This window comes from Frateuria sp., assembly GCF_035943815.1.
Taxonomy (GTDB): Bacteria; Pseudomonadota; Gammaproteobacteria; order Xanthomonadales; family Rhodanobacteraceae; genus Frateuria_A.
Window position 1 is genome coordinate 304,661 of the sequence record NZ_DASZBU010000019.1, and the last position, 25,635, is coordinate 330,295.

Here is a 25,635-nt window from a genome sequence, read left to right on the forward strand (position 1 = left end):
AAACGTTGATCAACCCGGCAACTTGAAGTGAGCCACCGAGCGCCGCAGGTCGCTGGCCAGCTGCGCCAGGTAGCCGATCGAGTCGGCCGTCTGGCTCGCGCCCTGCGAGGTCTGCGAGGTAATTTCCTGGATCGCGTTCATTGACTGCGAAATATCGGTCGCCGCCGCGGACTGCTGGCGCGCCGCGGTAGAGATGTTCTGAATCAGCGCCGACAGGTCGTGCGAGACGCGCTCGATGTCGCCCAGCGCGCTGCCGGCGTCCTCGGCCAGACGTGCGCCGGCAACCACCTCGGCGGTGGTCTGCTCCATCGAGTTGACCGCTTCGTTGGTGTCGGACTGAATGGTCTGCACCAGCGTTTCGATTCGCTTGGTCGCGCTGGCGGAGCGTTCCGCCAGGCGCTGCACTTCGTCCGCCACCACCGCGAAGCCTCGTCCCGCCTCACCGGCCGAGGCCGCCTGGATGGCCGCGTTCAAGGCCAGGATGTTGGTCTGCTCGGCGATGTCGTTGATCAGCTCCACGATCGAGCCGATTTCCTGCGAGGACTCGCCCAGGCGCTTGATGCGCTTGGAGGTCTCCTGGATCTGGTCGCGGATCGAGTCCATGCCCGAGATGGTCTCGCGCACCACTTCGGCGCCGCGCGAAGCGATCTGCACCGAGCGCTCGGCCACGTCGGCCGACTCGGCCGAGTCCTTGGAGACGTTGTCCATCAGGCTGGCGATCTGGTTGATCGCCGAGGTCGCCGTGCTGATCCGCGCGGCCTGGCTTTGCGCCGCGTCGGCCAGGTGGCGCGCGGTGGTCTGGGTTTCCTGCGCCGAAGAGGACACCTGCTCGGAGGTCTCGTTGATCGTGGTCACCAGGGTACGCAGCTCGTCGATGGCGTAGTTCACCGAGTCGGCGATGGCACCGGTGATGTCCTCCGACACCGTGGTCTTGACGGTCAAGTCGCCTTCGGCGAGCGAACCCATCTCGTCCAGCAGGCGCATGATCGCCTCCTGGTTGCGCTGGTTGAGCTCGGTCGAATCCTGGAAGCGCTTGCGCTGGTCGCGCACCAGCGTGACCACCAGCAGCAGCGCGAAGGCGACCGCACCGATCGCGCCGATCACGCCCCACCACACGTTCGGGAACAGGCGGCGATAAGGCAGCTTGCCGATCTGGTCGGACAGCTCGTTGGCGCGCAGCAGTACGTTCTGCGAATCCAGCGAGGCCTGGTTGCCGGCGTTCTTTACGTCGACGATGGCGCTCGCCGCCACCACCAGCTTGGCGATCGGGTCGGCCAGTGCCTCCCAGTTGGCCTGCATGTCGGTGAGGATCTTGCGCGCGTTGGCGTCGCCCATGGCCTTGACGCCGGCAGCCGGGTTGCCGTCGGTGAGGCCCTTGAGCACGGTGCCGTAAAGCTGCGCGTCGCGCGCCAGGCCGTCGGCCGCCGCCTGCGCCGTGTCGCCGCCCTGCAGCACCTCCTGCACGCGGCGGGTCATGCGGTCGGCCAGCAGCATCTGGCGCGAGGAGCCCAGCATCTGCTCGGCACTGCCGTTGCGCTGCTGCAGGATGTTCGTGACCTGGTCCATGCTCGAGTTGAGCAGCGGCATCTGCTGCGCGAGCTTGTCGGCGCGCTGTGCCGAGTCGAGCACCACCGCCTTGTTGGACAGGATCTTGCGGATGTCGCCGTCGAACTGGCCCCAGGCGCTGACCAGCGCCGTCACGGCACGTCCGGCCGGCGTGGTGTTGTTGTCGCTATAGGCCTGCATGCCGCCCTTGGGATCGCCCTTGGTGAGCTTCTGCACGGCCGAGTCGATGGCGTTGCGGGTGCTCTCCAGCTCCTTGAAGGAGTCGACGTTGCCGCCGGCGGCCTCCAGTGCGTACTTGGCGGTCTGCTGCGACAGCACCTGGATCTGCGTGGTCAGCGCGCTGGCCTGGCGGTCCTCGCCGTTCTTCTGGTTGAGCAGGAAGAAATCCAGCGCCGCGAAACCGATCGCGATCAGCAGCAGGACGATGAGGCCGGTATAGCCCCGTTCCTTGCCGATGCCCCCTGTAGTGCTCATCGTTACACCTCGTCCGTCTTCCATCCTGCCGCACCGCGCTTCGACCGCGCGGCGCCGGCGGAAACCTCTCGCCCCTGTTTCCGGCCCCGCACGGCACCGGCCCTACCCATCTTTCGCCTCAGGCCGCGGCCTGGCGAAAATCCGGCGCACGCACCAGCCGGTTCATGCTGAAGACGCCCAACTGCTGGACACCCACCTCGACCCGCTCCTCGACGAAGCGCGTCAGCCGCGGATCCTCCTCAGCCACCGCCTGGCGGCGCTGTTCCTCATCGACCGTGCGCTGCCCGAACACCTCGTCGACCATCAGCGCCACGCTGCCACCACCCTGGCGCACGATCAGCAGGCGCGTGCGCTCGGTCGGCTGGGTGCGCTCGCCGAACAGGAAACGGTTGAAGTCGATGACCGGCACCAGGTTGCCGCGCACATTGGCGACGCCAAGCAGCCAGGGCTGGGTGAGCGGCACCGGGGTCATCACCGGCACGGCCAGCAGTTCGTTGATCTCGTCGATGCCGCTGACGAACAGCCGCGAACCCACCCGGTAGCCGATACCGCGCCACAGACCCGGCGCCTCCATCTTGTCCTGCACGTCCAGCGCGTGCGCCAGCGACAGGCGTTCGTAACGGGCCAGGATCTCGAACGGCGTGAGGTTGGCGCTCTCGTTCATGCAGCGCTCGGCAACAGGTCGTTGATGCAGGTCAGCAGTTCCTTCTCGTTGACCGGTTTGGTGATGAACGCGCGCGCGCCCTGGCGCAGGCCCCAGACGCGATCGGTCTCCATCGACTTGGTGGTGATCATCACGATCGGCACGGCCGAGGTGGCTGGATCGCGGGTGAGCGTGCGGGTGGCCTGGAAGCCGTTCATGCCGGGCATGATGACGTCCATGATCACCAGGTCGGGCAGCTCGGCGCGGACGCGCTCGATGCCTTCCTCTGCGGTGCTGACGGCGGCGACCTGGTACCCGGCCTTCTCGAGCAGCGTGGTGAACACGCGCACGTCGGTCGGCGAGTCGTCGATGATGAGAATCTTTGCCACAGGTCTCCCCTATAAGACGCTGCAGTCAGTGGCTTTTCAGACCGTGCTGACGTGACGATGGATGGCACCGAGCAGTTCGTCGCGGGTGAACGGCTTGGTCAGGTACTGCTCCGCGCCGACGATACGGCCGCGGGCCTTGTCGAACAGGCCGTCCTTCGAGCTCAGCATGATCACCGGGGTGGCGCGGAACTGCGGGTTGTTCTTGATCAGTGCGCAGGTCTGGTAGCCGTCCAGCCGCGGCATCATGATGTCGACGAAGATGATGGCCGGCTTCTGGTCGGAGATCTTCGCCAGCGCCTCGAAGCCATCGACGGCGGTGAGCACGTCGCAACCTTCCTTCTTGAGCAAGGTTTCGGCCGTGCGGCGGATGGTCTTGGAGTCATCGATCACCATGACCTTAAGACCGGACAAGCCGTTGTCGCTCGTGTTCAAGTTCACTCAACCCCCCTGCTGCCCGCCCAAGGCTCAGGTAAGGCACCCGGGCGAGGCGAACGCTCGCCGTGGTGCATGTAAGAAACCGCAACTTGTTAATGTGGTTGCGTCCCGATTGTCGGCAACGCACTCAATGCGTTGCTGTTTACCGCCTGACTTGAGCGGCGTCAAGCAAATTGAATGCCTTAGCGCCGGTCTTGTGCTGGTATCGGCAAACACGTCAGTTCTTGAGCGAGCGCGTCAGAACTTGCCGCTGCGCGCCCCACTCGGCGACCATCCACATTCCCCGCGCATGCCCCGGTCGCATGCCCTCCCGTCATGGAGCATGTTTCATGCCGCTTTCGGTCGCCGTGCTGATGGACCCCATCGGCTCCATCAAGATCGCCAAGGACACCACCTTCGCCATGCTGCTGGAAGCGCAGCGCCGCGGCCATGCGCTGCACTACATGGAGCAGGGCGACCTGGCATTGCGCGATGGGCTCCCGTACGCCCGCCTGGCGCCGCTGTCGGTGCGCGACGATCCATCGGCCTGGTACACGATGGGCGAGCGCCAGTGGCGCGACCTGCGCGAGATGGACGTGGTGCTGATGCGCAAGGATCCCCCGGTGGACGCCCAGTTCATGTACGACACGATGGTGCTGGATGCAGCGCACCGCGATGGCGTGCAGGTCGTCAACAACCCGCAGGCGCTGCGCGACTGCAACGAAAAGGTGTTCGCCCTGCATTTCCCGCAATGCATGGCGCCTACGCTGGTGGCTCGTGATCCGGCCGAGCTGCGTCGCTTCGTGGCCGAACATGGCCAGGCGGTGCTCAAGCCGCTGGACGGAATGGGCGGGCGCGGCATTTTCCACGTCCGGGCCGGCGACAAGAACCTCAACTCGATGCTGGAAACCCTGCTCGGCGGCGGACCGCACGGCGAAGGGCGGCAGTTCACCGTGGCGCAGAAGTTCATCCCGCAGATCAGCGCGGGGGACAAGCGCATCCTGCTGATCGACGGCGAGCCCGTACCCTATGCACTGGCGCGCATCCCGCAGGGCGACGAGTTCCGCGGCAACCTGGCCGCCGGCGGCCGCGGCGTCGGTGTGCCGCTGTCCGAGCGCGACCGCTGGATCGCGGCCCAGGTGGCGCCCGAACTGCGGCGGCGCGGGCTGCGCTTCGTCGGGCTGGACGTGATCGGCGACTACCTCACCGAGATCAACGTCACATCGCCGACCTGCGCGCGCGAACTGGACGCCCAGTTCGGGCTTAATATCACCGGCCAGCTGTTCGATGCGATCGAGAACCCTCCCGCGTGAGCTCCACACCCCCGCGTCCCGCAACCCCTGACATGCTCGGGGCGACATTGCTGTTCTCGCTGCTACTGCACGGCGTGCTGGTGCTCGGCCTGACCTTCCACTACGTCAAGCCCAGGCCCGGCCTGCCGACGCTGGACGTGACACTGGTCGACGTGGCCAACCGGGAAGCCCCGGACAAGGCCGACTTCCTGGCCCAGGCGAACAACCAGGGCGGCGGCCAGAGCGAGCACGCCGCACGGCCTTCGCAAGCGGTGTCCGGCGTCCTGCCCAAGCCGACGCCCGGCACCGCGCCGCAACCGGTCGAGGCCACGGTTCCGCGCCCGCAGGACGCCACGCCGGCACGCCGCATCACCACCAGCGGCCGCAGCGATTTCAGCGTCGCCAGCGACAGCGCGCGCATCGCACGGCAAACCCAGGAAGCGCCCACCGCCGACGAACAGCGCCGGCGCCAGGAAATGGCCCAGCTCGCCGCGGAGGTGCGCAACCGCACCGAGGCCTACGCCAAGCGACCGAAGAAGAAGTTCATTTCCGCCAATACCAAGGAATACGTCTACGCCGCCTACATGCGCGGCTGGGTCGATCGCGTCGAGCGGGTGGGCAACCTCAACTATCCCCAAGAAGCGCGCCGGCGCAACCTGCACGGCGAACTGGAGCTGACCGTCACGCTCAACCGCGACGGCAGCGTCAAGGCCATCGACGTGATCCGCAGCTCGGGTGAGCCGCTGCTGGACAAGGCGGCCGAGCGCATCGTCAGGCTGGCCGCGCCGTTCCCGCCGATCCCCCGGGACCAACGTGTCGACGAGCTCTACATCACCCGGACCTGGCAGTTCCTGCCCGGCAACGTGCTGCGCAACAAATAGCGCAGACGCCACCGCGGCCCCGCGCATTGCAGCCGCTTCACACGGGCCGCGCTACAACGCATACCCGCCCGTCGCATTACAATGGCCGCATGAGCGCCGTTCCCAGCACGCCCACCCTCGCCGGACATTTCCTCATTGCCATGCCGAGCCTGGCCGAACCGCCGTTCTCGCGCGGCGTGGCCTTCCTGTGCCAGCACGACGAGGACGGCGCGGTCGGGTTGCTGGTCAACCGGCTTTCAGAATACCGGCTCGGCGACGTGCTGGCCCAGCTCAAGCTCGACTGCTCAGACCAGGAACTGGCCGACCGGCCGGTGCTGATCGGCGGCCCGGTGCAGCAGGAGCGCGGTTTCGTGCTGCACCGCGAGCACGGGCACTGGGAATCGAGCTATCGCATCAACGCCGACTGGTCGGTGACCACCTCGCGCGACATCCTGGTCGCGATGGCCGCCGGCGAGGGGCCGCACGATGCCTTGATGGCGCTGGGTTATGCCGGCTGGAGCGCGGGCCAGCTGGAGCAGGAGCTGAAGGACAACAGCTGGCTCACCGCCGAAGCCAACGAGCGGGTGTTGTTCCACACCCCGCTGGAGGAGCGCTGGAGCGCCGCAGCCGGCCTGGTCGGCGTCGATCCGCTGCAGTTGCCGGGCTACGCGGGCCACGCGTGAGCACGCCGCGCCCCATGGCGAACGAAGGCGGGCACGCATGAGTTGCGTGCTTGGTTTCGATGTCGGCAGCCGGCTCATCGGCGTCGCCGTCGGCAACCGGGTCACCGCCAGTGCCCGCGCGCTCGCCGTGGTATCGGTGCACGAGGGCGGGCCGGACTGGGCCACGCTCGACGACCTCCACCGGCAGTGGTTGCCCGATACCCTCGTGGTCGGTCTGCCACTGGCCCTCGACGGCACCGAACAACCTGCCACCCGCCTCGCCCGCCGCTTTGCCGAGCATCTGCGCCAGCGCTACCGGGCTCCGGTCGCGCTCGTCGACGAGCAGTACAGTTCACAGGAAGCCGCCCAGCGATTCGCCGAGGCGCGCGCCGCAGGCACCCGACGCCGGCGCGATGCCGCGGCGATCGACGCCCAGGCCGCGGCCGTGATCCTGGAACGCTGGCTCGCCGCAACCACCGCCTCCGAATAGTCCAGGCCACCGCATGTTCATCCCTTCCCGCTCCTTCGAACCGCCCGCCATGAGCTCCCGCCTGCGCCACCTGACCACGCTGGAAAACCTGCCGCGCGCGTGCATCGAACGCCTGCTCGACCGTGCGTTGTCCATGCGGGACGCCTGCGCACATGGCACCCGCAAGCTGGACCTGCTCCGCGGGCGTACCGTACTCAACCTGTTCTTCGAGCCCTCCACTCGCACGCGCACCTCTTTCGAGCTGGCGGCGCGCCGGCTGGGCGCGGACGTGATCAACTTCGACATCGGGTTTTCCTCCACCGCCAAGGGCGAGGAGCTGTTCGACACCCTGCACACGCTCGAAGCGATGCACCTGGACGCGATCGTGGTTCGCCACAAGGTGTCGGGTACGCCGGAGGAGCTGGTTCGCCACGCCATGAGCGGCGTGTCGGTGATCAACGCCGGCGACGGCAACCGCGCCCACCCGACCCAGGGCTTGCTGGACGTTATGACGATCCGCGAGCACCGCCCGGATTTCGAGAACCTGGCGGTAGTGATCTGTGGCGACATCAAGCACTCGCGCGTGGCGCGCTCGGACGTACACGCGCTCACCGCCTTGGGCGTGCGCGAGATCCGCCTGTGCGGGCCTGCGCCGCTGATGCCCCCGCAGGAGGAGTTCCCGCGCTGCGCGTTCGTCGAGGACTTCGACGCGGCGATCGAGGGCGCCGACGTGGCGATCATGCTGCGCCTGCAGAAGGAACGCATGAGCGCCACGGACCTCCCGGACGAGGCGGCCTATTTCGCGCGCTACGGCCTGGACACCCGCCGCCTGGCGCGCGCCGCCAGGGGTTGCCTGGTGATGCACCCGGGCCCGATCAACCGCGGAGTCGAGATCGCGTCGGACGTGGCCGACGGTGCGCAATCGAAAATCCTCGAACAGGTAGGCAACGGCGTGTTCGTGCGCATGGCCGTGCTGGGCGAACTGCTCGGCCGCTGACACCCGCCGACGTGGCCGGCCACATTTCTGCTGCCGCAATTCGATTCGGCGTTGATCGCGAATTGCGGGCACGCGCCGGGGTTGCCGGCGCGGCATAATGCGCGCGCCTCATTCCATTTCAGGGAACCGAAATCATGCGATCGACGACGCGCACTCTCGCGCTGGCCCTTGCCGGCGTGCTGCTGGCGGCTTGCGGACACAAGGACAAGGATGCGCCGCTGGCCTTCGTCCCGGCCGACACCCCTTACGTGGTCGCCAACCTCGACGTGCTGGACGATGGCACCCGCAGCGCCCTGCTTGCCCAGGCCAACGCACAACTGCCTGCCGAACTGGTCCAGTTGCGCGCCAGCGCCGACAGCATGGCCGCCAAGGACCCTGACACCGCCAACCTGATCCGCGCCTTCGCCAAGGAACTCGACGGCAAGACCATCGAGGGCTTCGCGCAGAACGCCGGACTGGACCTGAAAGGCTATTCGGCGCTCTACGGCCTGGGGCTGGCGCCGGTGCTGCGCTTCCAGCTCAGCGATGCGGGCGCCTTCGAGGCCTTCATCGGCAGGCTCGAGGCCGCCTACGGCAAGAAGCTCGATGTCGCCAGCGTGGACAAGCAAAGCTATAGGCGCCATCTCTCGCCCGCGACCGGCACGCAGTTGATCCTGGCCGTGGTCGGCAAGCAGGCGGTGGCCGCGATCCTGCCGGCCGATGCCCCTCAGCCTTTGCTGCGCCAGGCATTGGGCCTGGACCGCCCGGCCCGTAACCTGCAGGACGACGGCCGCCTTCAGAAACTCGCCAAGGACCAGGGCTACCAGAGATGGGCCGTCGGCGAGCTGGACCTGAGCCGCGCCCTGCCGCTCGCCGCCAGCGGCAAGGACCCGCTGTTCGGCGCCTTGTTCAAGGCACGCGCGCAAGCCGAGTCGGCCAAGACCGGGGAGCCGGTGGCCAACCAGCTGCAGATCCCGCCCGCTTGCCAGGCCGACGCCGCGCGCATCGCCAGCCGCGTGCCGGAACTGAGTTTCGGATACACGCGCCTGGAGGCCAGGCATCAGGACATGCGCTGGAACGTATCGCTGGCTCGCGACATCACCCAGGCCTTCGGCGGACTGAAGGTCGACCTGCCGGGCCTGGGCGCCAGCCGGCCCGGCTCGCCGTTCGAGTTCTTCCTGGGCCTCCCGGTGGCGCAGCTGCGCACGTTCTGGACCGCGCAGGCCGATGCGGTCACGGCCAAGCCCTTCACCTGCCCCGCGCTGGCCGACCTCAACGACAGCTTCGCCAAGCTCGGCCCGAGCATGCAGAAGGCGGCCATCCCGCCATTCGGCGACCTGCTGGGTGTGGCCCTCTCGCTGGACAGCTTCACGCCGGCCACGGGCAACGCGATGCCCCAGTTCACCGGCCGGCTGGTGCTCGGCACCAGTAATCCCGCAGGCCTGCTGGCCATGGGGCAGATGATGACCCCGGCACTGGCCCAGGTGAAGCTCGCCGACGACGGCAAGCCCGTGGCACTGCCGCCCACGCTCAGCGGCATGTTCAACCAGCCGGCCTGGATGGCGATGGGCACCAAGAGCCTCGGGCTGGGGATCGGAGCGGGCGAGGACGCCAAACTGGCAGAAGCGCTCAAGGCGCCCATAGGCAACACCGGCCAGATGCTTCGCATGCACCTGAGCGGCCAGATGTACCTGGACTGGGTCACCCTGATGCAGCAGAAGGCCGACAGCCTGGGCGCCGCCGCAGCGGCGCTTGGCAAGAATGAAACGGGCAGCCCTGACGACCAGGCCGAAACGGCGGCCAATGAAGCCCGCACCAAGGCCCAGTTCGACGCCATGCGCGCGCAGGCATCGCGCATCGAGTCCATCGATGCCGAAATCCACGTCGACAGCCAGGGCCTGGTGGTCAACAGCCAGACCACCCTGAAATAGACGGGACGGACGCTCCCTGTCGAAGAAGGCGCCTTCGCGGCGCCTTCTTCATTTGAGCCTGACTACGACTCGATCACCCAGCCTTCGCGGTCGGCAAACCTTCCCTTAAGCGCGGCGTTCACAACGGTAATTGCCACTGAACACCAGGCGGCCAGCGCACACCGTGTTCACAGGCGCCCTGTTGCCATGGATCGGTCGATGCGGCGCGCATCGGCTGCCTTGATCGCCAACCTAAGGAGAGTCTCATGCGTACCACTTCCGCGTTCCATCGTGCCCTCGTTGCCGCAGGCCTGACCGCTGCGCTGGCCGCCGTTCCGGTCGCACAGGCCCTCGCACAGGATACCGGCGCCCAGTCCAGCGGCAGCATGCAATCGAGCAACCAGACCGTGCCGGGCAAGGTCGATGACGCCTGGATCACCACCAAGGTGAAATCCGAACTCGCCACGACCAAGCACGTCCATGCCACGGATATCTCGGTGGATACCACCGATGGCGTGGTCCGCCTGACCGGCACCGTGGGCAGCAAAAAGGAAAAGAGCCGCGCGGTGCACGTGGCGCGCAAGGTCAAGGGCGTCAAGAGCGTGGATGCCACCGGACTTACCGTTGAGCCCACCAAGACCAAGAGCACCACGACCACGACCACGACGACCGAGCCGGCATCCGGGTCGACCTCGGGCATGTGAGCCGCCCGTTTTCCCGGAAACAAAAAGGAGCCTGCGGGCTCCTTTTTGTTTCCGATCCGGCCGATGCACGTTCGTATATATCGGCCCCGGGGATGGGTCAACGGCGCAGCATGCCGCCGCCGAACTGGTTGTTGTCGCGCGTATCTTCCAGCTCAACGCCTTCCAGGCCCTGTGACAGGGTATGCGCGTCGCCTCCCTGGGCAAGCTTGATGCGCAGGCGCACCTCGTTGGAGCTGTCCGCGTGGCGCAGCGCGTCTTCGTAGCTGATCTCGCCGGCATGGTAGAGCTCGACCAGGCTCTGATCGAAGGTGCGCATGCCCAAGTTGGTCGATTCCTTCATCACGTCCTTGATCTTGTGGATCTCGCCCTGGCGTATGTAGTCCTGCACCAGCGGCGTGCCAAGCAGGACTTCCACCGCCACGCGGCGCGCCTTGCCGTCGGGCGTGGGGATCAGCTGCTGGGCCACGATGCCCTTGAGGTTGAGCGACAGATCCATGAACAGCTGCTGGCGCCGGTCCTCGGGGAAGAAGTGCAGGATGCGGTCGATCGCCTGGTTGGCGTTGTTGGCGTGCAGCGTGCAGAGGCACAGGTGACCGGTTTCGGAGAAGTTGATCGCGTATTCCATCGTCTCGCGCGTACGCACTTCACCGATGAGGATCACGTCCGGCGCCTGGCGCAGGGTGTTCTTGAGCGCGTTCTCCCAGTTGTCGGTGTCGATGCCGAGCTCGCGCTGGGTGATGATGCAGCCCTCGTGCTTGTGCACGTACTCGATCGGGTCCTCGATGGTGATGATGTGCCCGGTGGAGTTCTGGTTGCGGTAGCCGACCATCGCCGCCAACGAAGTGGACTTACCCGAACCGGTGGCGCCGACGAAGATGATGATGCCGCGCTTGGTCATCGACAGCGACTTGAGCACCGGCGGCAGCGTGAGTTCCTCGAAGGTGGGGATCTTCGATTCGATCCGTCGCAGCACCATGCCCACGCAGTTGCGCTGGTAGAAGCATGAGACGCGGAAGCGGCCCACGCCCTGCGCGGAGATCGCGAACTGGCACTCGTGGGTCTTCTCGAACTCCTCGCGCTGCGAGGGCGTCATCACGTTGAGCACCATGTCGCGCGCCTGCTGCACCGACAGCGGGCTCTGCGTGATCGGCACGATGCGACCCTGCAGCTTCATCGACGGCGCCACGCCGGCGGTGACGAACAGGTCCGACGCCTTCTTGTGCACCATCAGCTTGAGGAAGGAGGTGAAGTCGAAGTCGCTCATGGCTTGGGTCCGCGAATCGGAAATCGGGAATCGCCGGGAGTACCTGGCGGTCATCCACGGCGTGCAGCGTACCGGTAATCGGTGAGCGGGTTCTGCGAATCCCGGCTCACCCTTCCCGATCCCCGCTTATTTGAAAATATCCTTGTTCTTGGCATAGCCGATCGCCTCCTGCCGCGCGACGATGCCGCGCTTGACCAGGTCCTGCAGGTTCTGGTCCAGCGTCTGCATGCCGAACTGCTGGCCGGTCTGGATCGAGGAGTACATCTGCGCGACCTTGTCCTCGCGGATCAGGTTGCGGATGGCGGGGATGCCGACCATGATCTCGTGCGCCGCGATGCGCCCGCCGCCGACCTTCTTCAGCAGCGTCTGCGAGATCACCGCGCGCAGCGACTCGGACAGCATCGAGCGGACCATCGGTTTCTCGCCGGCAGGGAACACGTCGATGATGCGGTCGATCGTCTTGGCGGCCGAACTGGTGTGCAGCGTGCCGAACACCAGGTGCCCGGTTTCGGCGGCGGTCAGCGCCAGGCGGATGGTCTCCAGGTCGCGCAGCTCGCCGACCAGGATGTAGTCCGGGTCCTCGCGCAGCGCCGAGCGCAGCGCCTCGTTGAACCCATGCGTGTCGCGATGCACCTCGCGCTGGTTGACCAGGCACTTCTGCGAGGTGTGCACGAACTCGATCGGATCCTCGACCGTGAGCATGTGCCCGTATTCGTTCTTGTTGATGTGGTCGACCATGGCCGCCAGCGTGGTCGACTTGCCCGAGCCGGTCGGCCCGGTGACCAGGATCAGGCCCTGCGGCTGCTCGATCAGTTCCTTGAAGATGCGCGGTGCGCCCAGGTCTTCCAGCGTCAGCACTTCGGAAGGAATCGTACGGAACACGGCGCCGGCGCCACGGTTCTGGTTGAACGCGTTGACGCGGAAACGCGCCAGGCCAGGGATCTCGAAGGAGAAGTCGGTTTCGTAGAATTCCTCGTAGTCGCGCCGCTGCTTGTCCGACATGATGTCGTAGATGAGCGAGTGCACCTGCTTGTGCTCCAGCGCCGGGATGTTGATGCGGCGCACGTCGCCATCCACGCGGATCATCGGCGGCAGGCCGGCGGAAAGATGCAAGTCCGAGGCCTTGTTCTTCACCGAGAAGGCCAGCAGTTCGGCGATGTCCATCGGGTTCCCCTTGAGCGTTCATCTGGATGAAAAGCGGCATTGCGCAGGGGACCGCCCGGCTGCGCGCTTGCGCGCACCCACCGTCGCCATGGAGCCGGCCATTCCACATCCCCCTTGCTTGCGGCCGATACTACTCGCGCCAATGGCTGTGGGGCCAGTAGGTTGCGGCATCTTCCTGCGGAAACTGAGACCGCCTCCCGGACGGGACGGCGCCCTCCCGTCGAAGCCGATACACCATCCGCCGGACAGCCGCTTCGGGTTAATGTAGCGGCCTGAAGCAACCCTCAAGGACCGGCATGACACGACTTGCCTTCATCGGCGGCGGCAACATGGCGCGCAGCCTGATCGGCGGCCTGCTCAAGACCGGCGCCGCGGCCTCTTCCATCCGCGTGGCCGAGCCGCAGGCGCAGGCGCGCGATGCGCTCGGGCGCGAATTCGGCGTAGCCACCTTCGCCGAGAACCGGCTCGCCGCCGAGGGCGCCGAGGTGCTGCTGCTGGCGGTCAAGCCGCAGATCATGCCTACGCTCCAGGCCGAGCTGCGCGACGTGCTGCAACGCCAGCGGCCGCTGCTGGTCTCGATCGCCGCCGGCGTGCGGCTGGACCAGCTGGAGCGCTGGTTCGGCGCGCTGCCGATCGTGCGCTGCATGCCCAACACCCCCGCGCTGATCGGCGCAGGCGCCACCGGGCTGTGCGCCAACGCGCGGGTCAGCCCGCCGCAGAAGGCGCAGGCGCAGCACATCCTGGATGCAGTGGGCCTGACCCGCTGGATCGACGAGGAGGCGCAGATGGATACGGTCACCGCTCTGTCCGGCTCCGGCCCGGCCTATTTCTTTGCGCTGGTGGAGGCGCTGGAAGACGCTGCCGTGGCCCAGGGCATGCCGCGCGACACGGCCCGCGCGCTGGCCGCGCAAACCTGCCTGGGCGCCGGCCGCATGCTGGCCGAGAGCGGCGAAGCGCCCGGCGAATTGCGCCGACGCGTGACCTCTCCCAACGGCACTACGCAGGCGGCGCTGGAAAGCTTCGCTGCCGACGGCCTGGCGCGCGTGGCCGCGCGCGCCGTCGCCGCGGCCACCCGTCGCGGCACCGAACTGGCCGACGAACTGGACGCCAAGGAGTCCCGCCCGTGACCTACTTGCTCAATGCGTTTTCGATGCTCGTGGAGATCGCTTTCGATGCGCTGGCCACGTTGTTCGTTTTGCGCCTGCTTGCCGAGGCCGGACGGGCCGACTTCCGCAACCCGGTCAGCCAGTTCGTCTACCGCTACACCAATCCGCTGCTGGCGCCGATCCGCCGCGTGCTGCCGAACTGGCGGCGCATCAACCTGGCCGCGTTGCTGGTGTGCTACCTGGTGATGCTGCTCAAGCGGCTGGTGCTGTTCGCGCTGGTCGGCGCCCTGCCGCACGTGGCCGGCCTGCTGGTGCTGGCGCTGGCCGACCTGCTCGACTTCGTGCTGCTGTTCTACCTGGTGCTGGTGTTCGGCTGGTCGCTGCTGAGCATGTTCCAGGTCAGTCCGTACCACCCGGTACTGCAGCTGGTCGAGGCGATCGTCGATCCGCTGCTGCGTCCGCTGCGCGGCAAGCTGGTGGTGGGCATGCTCGATTTCTCGCCTGCCGCGGTGATGATCGTGCTGCTGCTCGCGCGCATCCTGTTGGCGGCGCCGCTGTTCGACTGGGGCAGCCAGCTCGCCCGCGGCTTCTGACCTAGCGCCGCAATACCCAGGCCGAAATGATCCGGTGCAGTTCGGCCAGCCCGTCGAACAGCGCCGCCGGCCCCGGCTGCAGAATGATCGGCGACTTGACCTCGTGCAGCTCGCCGTCGCGCACCGCCGGGATCGCCGCCCAACCCGGCCGTGCCGCCACCTTTTCCGGGCGGAAGCGCTTGCCGCACCACGAGCCAAGGATGATGTCCGGCGCACGGCGCACCACCTCGCCGCCATCGGCCAGGATGCGCTGCCTGGCCAGCGGCTCGCGCGCGAGTTCCGGGAACGCATCCTCGCCACCGGCGATGCCGATCAGCTCGGCCACCCAGCGGATGCCGGTGATGATCGGCTCGTCCCATTCCTCGAAGTAGACCTTCGGCCGGCGCGGCAGGCGCGCCGCCGCTGCCCGTATCTGAGCGATATGCGCTTCCGCGCGCCGCGCATATGCCTCGGCCTTGTCGCCCGAGCCCACCATCGCACCCAGGCGCCGAACATAGGCCAGGATGCCTTCCACGCTGCGGTGGTTGCTTATCCACACTTCCACCCCGGCCTTGATCAGTTCCCGCGCTATGTCGGCCTGGATGTCGGAAAAGCCGATCGCCAGGTCGGGCTCGAGCTTGAGGATCTCGCCGATCTTCGCGCTGGTGAACGCCGAGACCTTGGGCTTCTCCCGACGCGCGCGGGCCGGGCGCACGGTGAACCCGGAGATGCCGACGATGCGATGCTCCTCGCCCAGCGCGTAGAGCACTTCGGTCGGCTCCTCGGTGAGGCAGACGATGCGTTGCGGGAAACCGCCCATCAGCGCCCCAGCACGCTCACCGTGACCTTGCGCTGGTGCGGGTCGTGGCGGTGCTCCCACAGATAGATGCCCTGCCAGGTGCCAAGCTGCGGCTTGCCGCCGTGCACCGGCACGGTGAGGCTGACACCGGCGAGCACCGAACGCACGTGGGCGGGCATGTCGTCCGGGCCTTCGGCGTCGTGCTCGAACATCGGGTCGCCATCGGGTGCGGCACGCGCGAACCAGCGTTCCAGATCGGTGCGAACGGCAGGATCGGCGTTCTCGCAGATCAGCAGCGAACAGCTGGTGTGCTGGGTGAAGACGTGGGCGATGCCGTTCTGCACGTGGCTGGCGGCGACCGCGTCGACGACCTTGGCGGTTACATCGTTGAAGCCGCGCCCGCGCGTGTGCACGACGAAGCCGCCCTGGGCGACGTGCGGAGCGGGCTGCGCATGGGTCATGGATAGAGCAGCCGGCTGGTCCAGGTCTGGCCGTGGCGGCTCCAGCGCACGCGCTCGTGCAAGCGAAACTGCGCGCCGTACCAGAACTCGACCATGTCAGGCTCCACCACAAAGCCGCCCCAGTGCGGCGGGCGCGGCACGTCCCGGTTCTCGAACTCCTTCTCGCACCGATCCACGCGCTGCTCGAAGGTTTCCCGGTCAGGCAACGTCTGCGACTGCAGCGAGGCCCAGGCGCCGATCTGGCTGCCACGGGCGCGGCTGGCGAAGTAGGCGTCCGACTCCTCCGCCAGCAGCTTGCGCGCCACACCCTCCACGCGCACCTGCACGCCTTCGCGCAGGTGCTTCCAGTGGAAATTGAGCGCCACCTGCGGGTGGTCCTCCAACTGCACGCCCTTGTCGCTTTCGTAGTTGGTGTAGAAGCGGAAGCCGCGCTCGTCGGCCCCTTTGAGGAGCACGATGCGTGAGCTCACCCTACCGGCCGCGTCGGCGGTGGCCAGGTTCATCGCCGTGGGTTCGGGATCGCCGCCGCCGGTGGCCTCTTCCAGCAGGCCGAGGAAGGTGTCCAGGATCTCGCGTTTGAGCATGACTCTTGCATCGTGGCGGCGCCGCGCCATCATGCGCGGATGACCAACGATGCTAGCACGCAGAATGTCGCCCTCGCCGGCCATCTGCTCGACCACTACGCCGGGCGCATCGCGCGTTCACGCCGCCCCTACATCCTGGGCCTGTCCGGCCTGCAGGGCAGCGGCAAGAGCACGCTGGCGCGGGTGATGAAAGCGGACGCCGAGTCGCGCGGCTGGCCCACCGACGTGCTCACGCTGGACGACTTCTACTACCCGCGCAGCGAGCGCGAGGCGCTGGCGCGCGAGGTGCACCCGCTGCTGCGCACGCGCGGCGTGCCGGGCACCCACGAGATCGAGCTGCTGCTCTCGGTGCTGGCGGCCCTGCCGCAGGCGTCGGAAAGGCTGCCGGTGACCTGGCCGCGCTTCGACAAGGGCCGTGATACCCGCGTGCCGCCCTCGCGCTGGCCGAAAGTGAACCGTCCGCCGAAGCTGGTGATCCTCGAAGGCTGGGCACTCGGGCTGCGTCCGCAGCTGCAGGCAGCGCTGGAGACGCCGGTGAACCGGCTCGAACGAGAGGAAGACCCGGATTGCCGCTGGCGCCACTGGGTCAACAAGCAACTGCGCGCCTACCAGCCGCTGTGGCGCAAGCTCGATGCGCTGATCGTGCTGCAGGCGCCGAACTGGGACGTGGTGCGCCGCTGGCGAGGCGAGCAGGAGGAAGCCCTGCTCGCACGGCACGCGCCGTTGGCGATGGACGCCAAGGCGATGGTGCGCTTCCTGGCCCACTTCGAACGCCTGAGCCGGCACGCACTGGCCACCCTGCCTGCACTGGCAGACAGCGTGGTCGAGTACGACGACAACCGCCACGTCACTGGCATGGCCCACGCCTGACGCCTCTCCCTGATGGAGAGAATTCGGTAAACGCCGGCTCTCGTCGCCAGACGACGCAAGAACAACGATGTACGAGCGGCGCATTTCCCACGCCCCCGCCCCGGTGCTCTCCCCTGGCGGGACGAAACAAGCGGCTACCCGCCCAGCAATGCTGCGTAGCCCGAGCGTGCGTCCGGCCAGCGCGGCACGAACCCGCTCGCGCGCAGGCGTGCATTGCAGAGCCGCTTGCTGCCGATGCCCTCGGGCGCCGGCCCGTCCGGCGGACGCGGCGCGCCGACCAGTCCGGCCAGATGGTCGTACAGCACATCGAGCGGCAGCGGGGTGTCGTCGACGCCCAAATAACGTGGAGCGGCATCGGGCAACAAGAGCAGATGGGCGATCGCTGCCGCGGCATCCTCGACGTGGATCCGGTTGGCCCAGTGAACCTGCCCGCGCGGCACGGTCACCCTGCCCGCACGCAGCCGATCGACCAGTTGCAACCGTCCCGGCCCGTACAGGCCGGCCAGCCGCACCACCGTGGAAGCCACCGGCTCGGCCTCGAGCCGACGCTCCGCTTCGAGCAACACGGCACCGTTGAAGCCGGGCGGCCGTGCCGGCGTGTCCTCATCCACCCAATCGCCGGCATGGTCGCCGTAGACCGCGCTGGAGGAGACGAACAGCACGCGCCGCAGCGCCGATCGGTCCAGCGCCGCAAGCATGGCGTGCAGGCCATCGAGGAAGACGGCCTCATAGGTGGCCCGGTCGCGCACATCGGGCGCCGGCAGGTAGGCCACCCGGGTAATGCCTGCGGGCAGGCCATCCCATGTCGCGGGCAAGGTCAGGTCGCCGGCAAGCCAACCGATGCCGTCCCCGGCGGCCGCCGGCGGGCGCCGACGCAGCGCGAACACCTCGTGCCCCTGCGCGAGCAATTGCCGCGCCACGCGCAGTCCCACGTCGCCGCAACCGGCCAGCAAGACGCGTTCGCCCGTGGTTGCTAGCATGCGCGCATGAACCCCTCGTGCAACCTGTTCCTGGTCGGTCCGACCGGTGCCGGCAAGACGTCGATCGGCCGACGCCTCGCCGCGCATTATGGCCTGCCGTTCCTGGATCTGGACCAGGAGATCGAGCGGCACTGCGGCGTGGACGTACGTTGCGTGTTCGAGATCGAGGGCGAGGCGGGTTTCCGCCAGCGCGAAACGGCGCTGCTCGATGAGATCACCGCGCGCACGGGCGTGCTGCTGGCCACCGGCGCCGGCGCCGTGCTCGATCCGGCCAACCGTCGGCACCTGGCCGAGCGCGGCTTCGTGCTGTGGCTGGACACCACCGTGGAGCAGCAGCTCGAGCGCCTGGCGCGCGACACCAAGCGTCCCCTGCTCGCGGGCGAGGACCGGCGCGGCAAGCTAGAGGCGATGGCGCAGGTGCGCGCACCGCTCTACCGCGGAATCGCCGACCTGCGCATGCCCGGCGAACACGAAGGGGTGGCGACGGCGAGCGAACGCTGCCTGGCGCTGCTCGACCAGCATTGGCAACGGCAGCAGGCCGCGTGAACCGCATGAACGAAACGGACGTCCAGACGATCGAAGTCGCGCTCGGCGCACGCCGCTATCCCGTGTGGATCGGCCATGGCCTGCTCGGCGACAGTGCCCGCTGGCGGGCGCGCCTGCGCGGGCGCCACGCGCTGGTGGTCAGCAACACCACCGTGGCGCCGCTGTATCTGGAGCGGCTGGCCAAGGGCCTCGACGGACTGCAGTGGTCGAGCTTCCTGCTGGAGGACGGCGAGGCGCACAAGAGCTTCGCGAACGTCGGCCGGGCGCTGGATGCGCTGGCCACGCTGGGCGCCACCCGGGATGCCTGCGTGGTCGCGCTGGGTGGCGGCGTGGTCGGCGACCTGGCCGGCTTCGCCGCGGCCTGCTGGATGCGCGGCATCGATTTCATCCAGGTGCCGACCACCCTGTTGGCGATGGTCGATTCCTCGGTCGGCGGCAAGACCGGCGTCAACCTGCCCGCAGGCAAGAACCTGGTCGGCGCCTTCCACCAGCCGCGCGCGGTGGTCGCCGACGTCGACACCCTGGCCACCCTGCCCGACCGCGAATACCGCGCGGGCCTGGCCGAAGTGGCCAAGGGCGCGGCGATCGGCGACGCCGCGTTCTTCGCCTGGCTGGAAGCGCGCGCCGAGGCGCTGGCCGCCCGGGATGCCGCCATCGTCGTCGAGGCGATCGCGCGCAAGGTCCGCTACAAGGCCGAGGTGGTCGCCCGCGACGAAACCGAGCAGGGCGAGCGTGCCCTGCTCAACCTGGGCCATACCTTCGGCCATGCGCTGGAAACTGCCGGCCGCTACACGGCCCTGTTGCATGGCGAGGCAGTCGCCATCGGCATGCTGCTGGCGGCCCGGTTGTCCGAGCGACTGGGCATGAGCGGGCCGGCCGACACCGCCCGCCTGCAGCGCCTGCTCGACCGACTCGGCTTGCCGACCGCCGTGCCGGCCGGTTCGGATCCCGAACAATTGCTCGCCCTGATGCGGCTGGACAAGAAAAACACCGCAGGCACGCTGCGCCTGATCCTGTGGCGGGGCATCGGTCGGGCAGAGATTGTCGGCGGTGTCGACGAGGCGGCGGTGCTGGCGGTCCTGCGCGAGGCCTCGCCCGCGGCTTCTTAGCGGACGAAGCCACCAGGAAACCGCCACGTCGGCCGCACGTGCCTCGCCACGCGGCGCGCTCGCCAGGGCCAAGGCAGCGACGGCCCCGGCGGACACGTTCCGGCAGGAACGACAACACCTACGCTCGCCAGCCTTGCCGCGGCCTTCTAGAATGGCGCGCCTGCGGCGCCCTTGCCGCACCATCACGGACACCATGCGTCTCTACCTGCAAACCATGCCCGCCTCGTCCGAGGCGCCGCGCTACGTGCAGATCGTGCTCGAACAGGATCTGCTCGGCGGCTGGACGCTCTACCGCGAAAGCGGCACGCAGGGCGGCAAGGCCACGCTCAAGCGCGAGCAGTTCCTCGAGCGCGACGCCGCCATCGCGGCGTTCGAGAAGGCGCGCGACGCGCAGCTCAAGCGCGGCTTCCGCGTGATGTTCGCCCAGGGCCTGGACGGCCCGCACGGCCGCTGACGACATGAACGCACCACTGAAGAACGACCGCTTCCTGCGCGCCCTGCGCCGCGAGCCGACCGACACCACGCCGATCTGGGTGATGCGTCAGGCCGGCCGCTACCTGCCCGAGTATCGCGCCACGCGCGAGCGTGCCGGCAGCTTCATGGGCCTGGCGCAGAACCCCGAGTTCGCCTGCGAGGTGACGCTGCAGCCGCTGGAGCGTTTCGAGCTCGACGCCGCCATCCTGTTCTCCGACATCCTCACCATCCCCGACGCGATGGGCCTGGGGCTGTCCTTCGCCCAGGGCGAAGGCCCGCAGTTCGCGCGCCCCCTGCGCAACGCCGCCGACATCGGGCGGCTGGCCGTGCCGGACATGGACCGCGAGCTGCGCTACGTGATGGACGCCGTCCGGCTGATCCGCAAGGAGCTCGACGGCCGCGTGCCACTGATCGGTTTCTCCGGCAGCCCATGGACGCTCGCCTGCTACATGGTCGAAGGCCGGGGCTCACGCGATTTCGCCACGCTCAAGGCGATGTGCTGGAACGAGCCGGCGCTCGCCCACCAATTGCTCGACACGCTGACCCGCGCGGTCTCCTCCTATCTCGCGGCCCAGGCCGCCGCGGGCGCGCAAGCGCTGATGGTGTTCGATACCTGGGGTGGCCTGCTCGGGCCGGCTCCCTTCCGCGAATTCTCGCTGCGCTACATGCGCGAGGTGGTTGCCGCGTTGAAAGCCGACCCGCGCGCACGCGAACTCCCGGTGATCCTGTTCTCCAAGGGCGCGGGGCTGCACCTGGCCGAAATGGCGGGCTCCGGCTGCGCGGCGCTCGGCGTGGACTGGACCATCGACTTGGACCAGGCCCGCCGCGCCGTGCAGGGCAAGGTCGCACTGCAAGGCAACCTCGACCCGGCCGTGCTGCGCTCCAATCCCAAAGTGATCCGCCGCGAGGCGCGCGCAGTGCTGGACAGCTTCGGCAACCACCCCGGCCATGTGTTCAACCTGGGCCACGGCATCACGCCGGAAGTCGAGCCGGAGCACGTCAAGGTGCTGGTCGACGAAGTGCACGCCTACGGGCGCAGCTTGCGGGCGGGCGGCTGATGGCCTGGCTCGTCACCAAGTACCTGATCACCGCCGCCGTGGTGGTACTGGTGTCCGAGGCGGCCAAGCGCAGCGACAGGCTGGGCGGCCTGCTCGGCGCCCTGCCGATGGTGACCCTGCTGGCGCTCATCTGGCTCCAACTGGAGCACCAGCCGCAGCAGAAGATCGCCAACCATGCCTGGTACACGTTCTGGTACGTGCTGCCGACCTTGCCGATGTTCCTGATCTTCCCGGCGCTGCTGCCCCGGTTGGGTTTCTGGCCCACGCTGCTCACTTGCGCGGCCATCACGGCGGCGTGTTTCGGCCTGTTCGCGCTCGCGGTGCGGCGTTTCGGGATCGAATTGCTCTAGGCACGCAAATCCGCCTAACACACCCCGCTTGCCCTGTCCATAGCTGCGGCGCATGATGAGCCCGCCGGCGAATGGCCGGTCGGCAAAAGGCAGGGGGTGCCGTCATGTCGCGAAGCAATCCTTTCAACGCGCCGGTTCCGGGCGCGGACGATGTTGCGCAACCGTACGTTTTCCGGTCACCGGCCGCGCTGGGCAACGGCGTGCGGGGCGTGCTCGCCGCGTTCGTGCTGCTCACGCTGGCGGTCATCGCCGTCATGCTCCATGGACTGCAGTTGCTGCAGCAGGGAATCGATACGGGCATCAGTACGGGCCTTCAGGAGGAACTGGCCGGCACCGGCCGACTGCAATTGAACCTGTTCCGCCTGCAACTGGTGCTGATGCTGGCCTGCTACCTCTGGGCCGGTAGCTGGGTCCATCGGGTGGCCTGCAACGTCCGCGCGCTCGGCGCCAAGGGCCTGGACGACTCGCCCGGCTGGGCGGTGGGCTGGTACGTCGTGCCGGTCATGAATCTGGTGCGGCCGATGCGGGCAATGACCCAGGTCTGGCTGGCGTCGCATGCGCCCACTCGCTGGCAGAAACTCGGTACGCCGCGGTTGCTGGCGACCTGGTGGTGCTTCTGGGTCGCGGGCAACCTGTCCTACTGGTTCGTCACGCAGTACCTGCGGCCGGAGCACACCTTCGAAGGCTTGCATACGCAGCAGTGGTTGTTGCTCTGCGGCCAGGCGCTGAACCTGGTGGCCGCCGCGCTGTTCCTGCTCGTGGTGTCGCGGCTGACCCGCATGCAGGTGGAAGAGCGCGAGCGCCAGCAGGCCATGCCGGCGATCCCGACACCTTCGCTGGCCGACGCCTTCGTCGCCTAGGCGATCCGGCACCGATGCGGTCGACCCGGGGCCCCGGCTCGAGCCGGGGCCTTTTTGCTGCCTGCGCCGCCACGGCTTGGGGCCATGACGCGCGCCCCGTACAATCGCAGGCTTACCTTCCATGACGCGCGCGCCGCACGGCGCGCCATCGCGAGTCTCCGATGGACAAGAGTTTCGAGCCCGGCCAGATCGAATCGACGTGGTACGCCCGCTGGGAGGAAAGCGGCGCGTTCAAGCCGACCGGCCAAGGCGAGCCTTACTGCATCCTGCTGCCGCCGCCGAACGTCACCGGCACGCTGCACATGGGCCATGCGTTCCAGCAGACCGTGATGGACATGCTGATCCGCTACCAGCGCATGCGCGGCATGAACACGCTGTGGCAGGTCGGCACCGACCACGCCGGCATCGCCACGCAGAAGATCGTGGAGAACCAGCTCGCCGCCGAGGGCAAGTCGCGGCACGACCTGGGCCGCGAGCCCTTCGTCGAGCGCGTATGGCAGTGGAAGGAGCAATCGGGTTCGACGATCACGAACCAGATGCGTCGCCTGGGCGTGGCCGCCGACTGGTCGCGCGAGCGCTTCACCATGGACGAGGGGCTCTCGGCCGCGGTGCGCAAGGTGTTCGTGCAGTGGTATCGCGACGGCCTGATCTACCGCGGCAACCGCCTGGTGAACTGGGATCCGGCACTGGGCACGGCCGTGTCGGACCTGGAGGTCAACAACGTCGAGCGCGACGGACACATGTGGTCGATCCGCTACATGACCGCCGATGGCGCGGGCTCGGTGGTGGTCGCCACCACGCGCCCGGAAACCATGCTGGGCGACGTGGCGGTGGCGGTGCATCCGGAGGACGAGCGCTACGCGCACCTGATCGGCACGATGCTGCACCTGCCGCTCACCGGCCGCGAGATCCCGGTGATCGCCGACGACTATGTCGACCGCGAGTTCGGCACCGGCTGCGTCAAGATCACCCCGGCGCATGATTTCAACGACTACGCCATCGGCCAGCGCCACAAGCTGGAGCCGATCAACATCTTCACGCTCGACGCCAAGGTCAACGACAACACGCCGGCGAAGTACCGCGGCCTGGATCGCTACGAGGCGCGCAAGGCCGTACTGGCGGACCTCGAAGCGGCGGGCCTGCTGGTCGAGACCAAGCCGCACAAGCTGCAGGTGCCGGTCAGCCAGCGCTCGGACGCGGTGATCGAGCCGATGCTGACCGACCAGTGGTTCGTCGACCTCACCTCCGAGGTGCTGGCGGACGGCCGTCCCGGCGGGCGCACGGCGATCACCGAGCCGGCGCTGGAAGCGGTGCGCTCCGGCGCGATCCGCTTCGTGCCGGAGAACTGGACCACCACCTACACGCAGTGGCTGGAGAACATCCAGGACTGGTGCATCAGCCGCCAGCTCTGGTGGGGCCACCGCATCCCGGCCTGGTACGACGAGGCGGGGAACATCTTCGTCGGCGAGGACGAGCAGGACGCGCGCCGCCACGCGACCACCGAGGTCGTCGGAACGCTTCGGCAGGACGAGGACGTGCTCGACACCTGGTTCTCCGCCGCGCTGTGGCCCTTCTCCACGCTGGGCTGGCCGATGCAGGGGTCGGTGAAGAACGAGCGCGGCGAAGTGGTCGCCGACTGGAGCCAAGACAAGCTGTTCCTGCCCAGCGCGGTGCTGGTCACCGGATTCGACATCATCTTCTTCTGGGTCGCGCGCATGGTGATGGCGACCCTGTACTTCACCGAGCAGGTGCCCTTCCGCGAGGTCTACATCAACGCCATCGTGCGCGACGCCGAAGGCCAGAAGATGTCCAAGTCCAAGGGCAACACACTGGACCCGCTGGACCTGATCGACGGCATCGACCTGGAGCCACTGGTGGAGAAATCCACCCGCTCGCTGCTGATCCCGCAGGTGCGCGACAAGGTGGAGAAGCGCATCCGCAAGGACTATCCCGCCGGCATCCCGGCGATCGGCACCGACGCGCTGCGCTTCACCTTTGCGGCGCTGGCCAGCTACAGCCGCACGATCAACTTCGACATCAAGCGCGCCGAAGGCTACAAGGCGTTCTGCAACAAGCTGTGGAACGCGGCGCGGTTCGTGTTGATGAATGTGGATGAAGCCGGTGGCGGGGAGCACGAAACGGCGAACGCCCAGTCGGCGACGGAGGCGGAGCGCTGGATTCTCACGCGTTTGAAGCACACGCTGACCGAGGTCGAGGGACACTTCGCGACCTACCGCTTCGATCTGCTGGCGCAGGCGCTCTACGAGTTCGTCTGGAACGAGTACTGCGACTGGTTCCTGGAGTTGTCCAAGCCCGCCTTGAACGGCGACGACGCGGCCGCTGCGGCCTCCACCCGGCATACCCTGCTGGTGGTGCTGGAGACGGTGCTGCGCGCGCTGCACCCGGTGATCCCGTTCATCACCGAGGAGATCTGGCAGTCGGTGGCCCCGCGCCTTGGCATCCAGGCTTCGAGCATCATGCAGCGGCCCTGGCCGACGGCCGCCGGGCTCCCGGCCGACGAGGCGTCCAGCGCCGAAATCGAGTGGGTCAAGGCGGTGCTCTCGGGCATCCGCCGCATCCGCTCGGAGATGAACATCGCGCCGGGCAAGACCATCCCTCTGCTGCTGGCCGACGGGGAGCCTGCCGATCGCACACGCGTGGCCAAGTTCGCCGCGCAGATCGCCTTCCTCGCGCGCACCGAGACGCCGCGGTGGATCGAAGCGGGCACCGAGGAGCCCGCGGCGGCCGCGGCGGTGGTCGGCAGCCTGCGCGTATTGATCCCGCTCGCGGGGTTGATCGACCTCACCGCGGAGAAGGCGCGTCTCGCCAAGGAAATCGCCCGCATCGAGGGCGAGATACGGAAGTGCGAGGGCAAGCTCGGCAATGTCAACTTCGTGGCCAACGCGCCAGCCGAGGTGGTGGCGCAGGAGCGCCAGCGCATCGCGGATTGGGGTACCCAGCTCGAAGCGTTGCGGGAGCAGGCGCGCAAGCTAGGGTGATCGCTGCCTTATTCGTTAGCCGATCCTGCATCCGCTTCACCGAATCCTCCGTGCGAAGGCGGGAGGTGCCGACAGGCGGA

The 25,635-nt window shown here is 67.9% G+C and carries 27 protein-coding genes; 17 read left to right on the forward strand and 10 right to left on the reverse strand.

Going from position 1 to position 25,635, the window contains the following annotated elements:
* Positions 1–9: 9 nt before the first annotated feature.
* The 4 genes from VGU65_RS15220 to pilG form a co-directional block, all read right to left on the reverse strand.
* Positions 10–2,040: a methyl-accepting chemotaxis protein gene (locus VGU65_RS15220; protein WP_327477127.1), complete on the reverse strand. Its 2,031-nt coding sequence runs from the start codon at positions 2,038–2,040 to the stop codon at positions 10–12.
* A gap of 118 nt (positions 2,041–2,158) precedes the next feature.
* Entirely contained in the window at positions 2,159–2,704 is a 546-nt protein-coding gene (locus VGU65_RS15225; protein WP_327477128.1) for a chemotaxis protein CheW, read from the reverse strand.
* A complete protein-coding gene (locus VGU65_RS15230; protein ID WP_327477129.1) occupies positions 2,701–3,072 on the reverse strand; it encodes a response regulator in 372 nt (123 codons plus the stop codon). Before VGU65_RS15230 ends, VGU65_RS15225 begins: the two co-directional genes overlap by 4 nt.
* 36 nt (positions 3,073–3,108) lie before the next feature.
* The gene (gene pilG, locus VGU65_RS15235; protein ID WP_091337506.1) at positions 3,109–3,465 is read right to left on the reverse strand and encodes a twitching motility response regulator PilG; all 357 of its coding nucleotides are present in this window, start codon (positions 3,463–3,465) and stop codon (positions 3,109–3,111) included.
* 371 nt (positions 3,466–3,836) lie between these two features.
* On the opposite strand from pilG, the gene gshB reads away from it, so the two are divergent.
* From gshB to VGU65_RS15270, 7 genes are all read left to right on the forward strand, one after another.
* Entirely contained in the window at positions 3,837–4,799 is a 963-nt protein-coding gene (gene gshB, locus VGU65_RS15240; RefSeq protein WP_327477133.1) for a glutathione synthase, read from the forward strand.
* A gap of 32 nt (positions 4,800–4,831) precedes the next feature.
* Entirely contained in the window at positions 4,832–5,659 is an 828-nt protein-coding gene (locus VGU65_RS15245; protein WP_327477135.1) for an energy transducer TonB, read from the forward strand.
* Between the two features lie 89 nt (positions 5,660–5,748).
* Positions 5,749–6,321, forward strand: a complete 573-nt coding sequence (locus tag VGU65_RS15250; RefSeq protein ID WP_327477137.1) for a YqgE/AlgH family protein — start codon at positions 5,749–5,751, stop codon at positions 6,319–6,321.
* Between the two features lie 37 nt (positions 6,322–6,358).
* Positions 6,359–6,790, forward strand: coding sequence for a Holliday junction resolvase RuvX (gene ruvX / locus VGU65_RS15255; RefSeq protein ID WP_327477139.1), 432 nt, complete (start codon positions 6,359–6,361; stop codon positions 6,788–6,790).
* 49 nt (positions 6,791–6,839) lie between these two features.
* Entirely contained in the window at positions 6,840–7,766 is a 927-nt protein-coding gene (locus VGU65_RS15260; RefSeq protein ID WP_327477275.1) for an aspartate carbamoyltransferase catalytic subunit, read from the forward strand.
* A 134-nt stretch (positions 7,767–7,900) separates the two neighbouring features.
* A complete protein-coding gene (locus VGU65_RS15265) occupies positions 7,901–9,676 on the forward strand; it encodes a hypothetical protein (protein ID WP_327477141.1) in 1,776 nt (591 codons plus the stop codon).
* Positions 9,677–9,921: 245 nt separating this feature from the next.
* Positions 9,922–10,359: a BON domain-containing protein gene (locus tag VGU65_RS15270; protein WP_327477143.1), complete on the forward strand. Its 438-nt coding sequence runs from the start codon at positions 9,922–9,924 to the stop codon at positions 10,357–10,359.
* A 97-nt stretch (positions 10,360–10,456) separates the two neighbouring features.
* On the opposite strand, the gene VGU65_RS15275 is transcribed toward VGU65_RS15270, so the two are convergent.
* Entirely contained in the window at positions 10,457–11,623 is a 1,167-nt protein-coding gene (locus VGU65_RS15275; RefSeq protein ID WP_327477144.1) for a PilT/PilU family type 4a pilus ATPase, read from the reverse strand.
* Positions 11,624–11,749: 126 nt separating this feature from the next.
* Positions 11,750–12,787: a type IV pilus twitching motility protein PilT gene (locus VGU65_RS15280; RefSeq protein WP_327477145.1), complete on the reverse strand. Its 1,038-nt coding sequence runs from the start codon at positions 12,785–12,787 to the stop codon at positions 11,750–11,752.
* A 296-nt stretch (positions 12,788–13,083) separates the two neighbouring features.
* Here VGU65_RS15280 and proC point away from each other — a divergent pair, with 296 nt between their 5' ends.
* Both proC and VGU65_RS15290 read left to right on the forward strand, forming a co-directional pair.
* Positions 13,084–13,914 carry a pyrroline-5-carboxylate reductase gene (gene proC / locus VGU65_RS15285; RefSeq protein ID WP_327477147.1) on the forward strand — a complete coding sequence of 277 codons (831 nt, stop codon included), beginning with the start codon at positions 13,084–13,086 and terminating at the stop codon, positions 13,912–13,914.
* Positions 13,911–14,486 carry a YggT family protein gene (locus tag VGU65_RS15290; protein WP_327477149.1) on the forward strand — a complete coding sequence of 192 codons (576 nt, stop codon included), beginning with the start codon at positions 13,911–13,913 and terminating at the stop codon, positions 14,484–14,486. The genes proC and VGU65_RS15290 overlap by 4 nt, the downstream gene beginning before the upstream one ends.
* Before the next feature lies 1 nt (position 14,487).
* Here VGU65_RS15290 and VGU65_RS15295 read toward each other — a convergent pair whose 3' ends face one another.
* Genes VGU65_RS15295 through pdxH form a run of 3 tightly spaced genes read right to left on the reverse strand, consistent with a single transcriptional unit; the run spans position 14,488 to position 16,309 of the window.
* Positions 14,488–15,285, reverse strand: a complete 798-nt coding sequence (locus VGU65_RS15295; protein WP_327477150.1) for an ABC transporter substrate-binding protein — start codon at positions 15,283–15,285, stop codon at positions 14,488–14,490.
* A complete protein-coding gene (locus VGU65_RS15300; RefSeq protein WP_327477151.1) occupies positions 15,285–15,725 on the reverse strand; it encodes a secondary thiamine-phosphate synthase enzyme YjbQ in 441 nt (146 codons plus the stop codon). The genes VGU65_RS15295 and VGU65_RS15300 overlap by 1 nt, the downstream gene beginning before the upstream one ends.
* Entirely contained in the window at positions 15,722–16,309 is a 588-nt protein-coding gene (gene pdxH / locus VGU65_RS15305) for a pyridoxamine 5'-phosphate oxidase (protein ID WP_327477153.1), read from the reverse strand. Before pdxH ends, VGU65_RS15300 begins: the two co-directional genes overlap by 4 nt.
* Before the next feature lie 39 nt (positions 16,310–16,348).
* Here pdxH and VGU65_RS15310 point away from each other — a divergent pair, with 39 nt between their 5' ends.
* Positions 16,349–17,179 (forward strand): kinase, encoded by an 831-nt coding sequence (locus VGU65_RS15310; protein WP_327477155.1) that lies wholly within the window; start codon positions 16,349–16,351, stop codon positions 17,177–17,179.
* 134 nt (positions 17,180–17,313) lie between these two features.
* On the opposite strand, the gene VGU65_RS15315 is transcribed toward VGU65_RS15310, so the two are convergent.
* Positions 17,314–18,159 carry an NAD-dependent epimerase/dehydratase family protein gene (locus tag VGU65_RS15315; protein ID WP_327477157.1) on the reverse strand — a complete coding sequence of 282 codons (846 nt, stop codon included), beginning with the start codon at positions 18,157–18,159 and terminating at the stop codon, positions 17,314–17,316.
* A 6-nt stretch (positions 18,160–18,165) separates the two neighbouring features.
* Here VGU65_RS15315 and VGU65_RS15320 point away from each other — a divergent pair, with 6 nt between their 5' ends.
* The 7 genes from VGU65_RS15320 to VGU65_RS15350 all read left to right on the forward strand — a co-directional run bounded on the left by VGU65_RS15320 (position 18,166) and on the right by VGU65_RS15350 (position 25,555).
* The gene (locus VGU65_RS15320) at positions 18,166–18,705 is read left to right on the forward strand and encodes a shikimate kinase (RefSeq protein WP_327477159.1); all 540 of its coding nucleotides are present in this window, start codon (positions 18,166–18,168) and stop codon (positions 18,703–18,705) included.
* Between the two features lie 5 nt (positions 18,706–18,710).
* Positions 18,711–19,814: a 3-dehydroquinate synthase gene (aroB, locus tag VGU65_RS15325; protein WP_327477161.1), complete on the forward strand. Its 1,104-nt coding sequence runs from the start codon at positions 18,711–18,713 to the stop codon at positions 19,812–19,814.
* Between the two features lie 193 nt (positions 19,815–20,007).
* Complete coding sequence (locus VGU65_RS15330; protein WP_327477163.1) at positions 20,008–20,268, forward strand: WGR domain-containing protein; 261 nt, start codon at positions 20,008–20,010, stop codon at positions 20,266–20,268.
* 4 nt (positions 20,269–20,272) lie between these two features.
* A complete protein-coding gene (gene hemE, locus VGU65_RS15335; RefSeq protein WP_327477165.1) occupies positions 20,273–21,346 on the forward strand; it encodes a uroporphyrinogen decarboxylase in 1,074 nt (357 codons plus the stop codon).
* On the forward strand, positions 21,346–21,696 hold the full coding sequence (locus tag VGU65_RS15340; RefSeq protein ID WP_327477167.1) for a DUF3147 family protein: 351 nt from the start codon (positions 21,346–21,348) through the stop codon (positions 21,694–21,696). Before hemE ends, VGU65_RS15340 begins: the two co-directional genes overlap by 1 nt.
* Positions 21,697–21,800: 104 nt before the next feature.
* Entirely contained in the window at positions 21,801–22,556 is a 756-nt protein-coding gene (locus VGU65_RS15345) for a DUF4328 domain-containing protein (protein WP_327477168.1), read from the forward strand.
* Positions 22,557–22,717: 161 nt separating this feature from the next.
* Positions 22,718–25,555 (forward strand): valine--tRNA ligase, encoded by a 2,838-nt coding sequence (locus tag VGU65_RS15350; RefSeq protein ID WP_327477170.1) that lies wholly within the window; start codon positions 22,718–22,720, stop codon positions 25,553–25,555.
* The last annotated feature ends 80 nt before the right edge of the window (positions 25,556–25,635 follow it).

Excerpts from the sequence above, each read along its gene's own strand:
- VGU65_RS15265 (WP_327477141.1), top strand. The coding sequence starts at position 7,901 with ATGCGATCGACGACGCGCACTCTCGCGCTGGCCCTTGCCGGCGTGCTG.
- VGU65_RS15270 (WP_327477143.1), top strand. The coding sequence starts at position 9,922 with ATGCGTACCACTTCCGCGTTCCATCGTGCCCTCGTTGCCGCAGGCCTG.
- VGU65_RS15320 (WP_327477159.1), top strand. The coding sequence starts at position 18,166 with ATGAACCCCTCGTGCAACCTGTTCCTGGTCGGTCCGACCGGTGCCGGC.
- pdxH (WP_327477153.1), bottom strand. The coding sequence starts at position 16,309 with ATGCTCAAACGCGAGATCCTGGACACCTTCCTCGGCCTGCTGGAAGAG.
- hemE (WP_327477165.1), top strand. The coding sequence starts at position 20,273 with ATGAACGCACCACTGAAGAACGACCGCTTCCTGCGCGCCCTGCGCCGC.
- VGU65_RS15250 (WP_327477137.1), top strand. The coding sequence starts at position 5,749 with ATGAGCGCCGTTCCCAGCACGCCCACCCTCGCCGGACATTTCCTCATT.
- VGU65_RS15330 (WP_327477163.1), top strand. The coding sequence starts at position 20,008 with ATGCGTCTCTACCTGCAAACCATGCCCGCCTCGTCCGAGGCGCCGCGC.
- VGU65_RS15275 (WP_327477144.1), bottom strand. The coding sequence starts at position 11,623 with ATGAGCGACTTCGACTTCACCTCCTTCCTCAAGCTGATGGTGCACAAG.
- VGU65_RS15220 (WP_327477127.1), bottom strand. The coding sequence starts at position 2,040 with ATGAGCACTACAGGGGGCATCGGCAAGGAACGGGGCTATACCGGCCTC.
- VGU65_RS15225 (WP_327477128.1), bottom strand. The coding sequence starts at position 2,704 with ATGAACGAGAGCGCCAACCTCACGCCGTTCGAGATCCTGGCCCGTTAC.
- aroB (WP_327477161.1), top strand. The coding sequence starts at position 18,711 with ATGAACGAAACGGACGTCCAGACGATCGAAGTCGCGCTCGGCGCACGC.
- gshB (WP_327477133.1), top strand. The coding sequence starts at position 3,837 with ATGCCGCTTTCGGTCGCCGTGCTGATGGACCCCATCGGCTCCATCAAG.
- VGU65_RS15340 (WP_327477167.1), top strand. The coding sequence starts at position 21,346 with ATGGCCTGGCTCGTCACCAAGTACCTGATCACCGCCGCCGTGGTGGTA.
- VGU65_RS15295 (WP_327477150.1), bottom strand. The coding sequence starts at position 15,285 with ATGGGCGGTTTCCCGCAACGCATCGTCTGCCTCACCGAGGAGCCGACC.
- VGU65_RS15245 (WP_327477135.1), top strand. The coding sequence starts at position 4,832 with ATGCTCGGGGCGACATTGCTGTTCTCGCTGCTACTGCACGGCGTGCTG.
- proC (WP_327477147.1), top strand. The coding sequence starts at position 13,084 with ATGACACGACTTGCCTTCATCGGCGGCGGCAACATGGCGCGCAGCCTG.
- ruvX (WP_327477139.1), top strand. The coding sequence starts at position 6,359 with ATGAGTTGCGTGCTTGGTTTCGATGTCGGCAGCCGGCTCATCGGCGTC.
- VGU65_RS15260 (WP_327477275.1), top strand. The coding sequence starts at position 6,840 with ATGAGCTCCCGCCTGCGCCACCTGACCACGCTGGAAAACCTGCCGCGC.
- VGU65_RS15345 (WP_327477168.1), top strand. The coding sequence starts at position 21,801 with ATGTCGCGAAGCAATCCTTTCAACGCGCCGGTTCCGGGCGCGGACGAT.
- VGU65_RS15300 (WP_327477151.1), bottom strand. The coding sequence starts at position 15,725 with ATGACCCATGCGCAGCCCGCTCCGCACGTCGCCCAGGGCGGCTTCGTC.
- pilG (WP_091337506.1), bottom strand. The coding sequence starts at position 3,465 with ATGGTGATCGATGACTCCAAGACCATCCGCCGCACGGCCGAAACCTTG.
- VGU65_RS15280 (WP_327477145.1), bottom strand. The coding sequence starts at position 12,787 with ATGGACATCGCCGAACTGCTGGCCTTCTCGGTGAAGAACAAGGCCTCG.
- VGU65_RS15315 (WP_327477157.1), bottom strand. The coding sequence starts at position 18,159 with ATGCTAGCAACCACGGGCGAACGCGTCTTGCTGGCCGGTTGCGGCGAC.
- VGU65_RS15310 (WP_327477155.1), top strand. The coding sequence starts at position 16,349 with ATGACCAACGATGCTAGCACGCAGAATGTCGCCCTCGCCGGCCATCTG.
- VGU65_RS15350 (WP_327477170.1), top strand. The coding sequence starts at position 22,718 with ATGGACAAGAGTTTCGAGCCCGGCCAGATCGAATCGACGTGGTACGCC.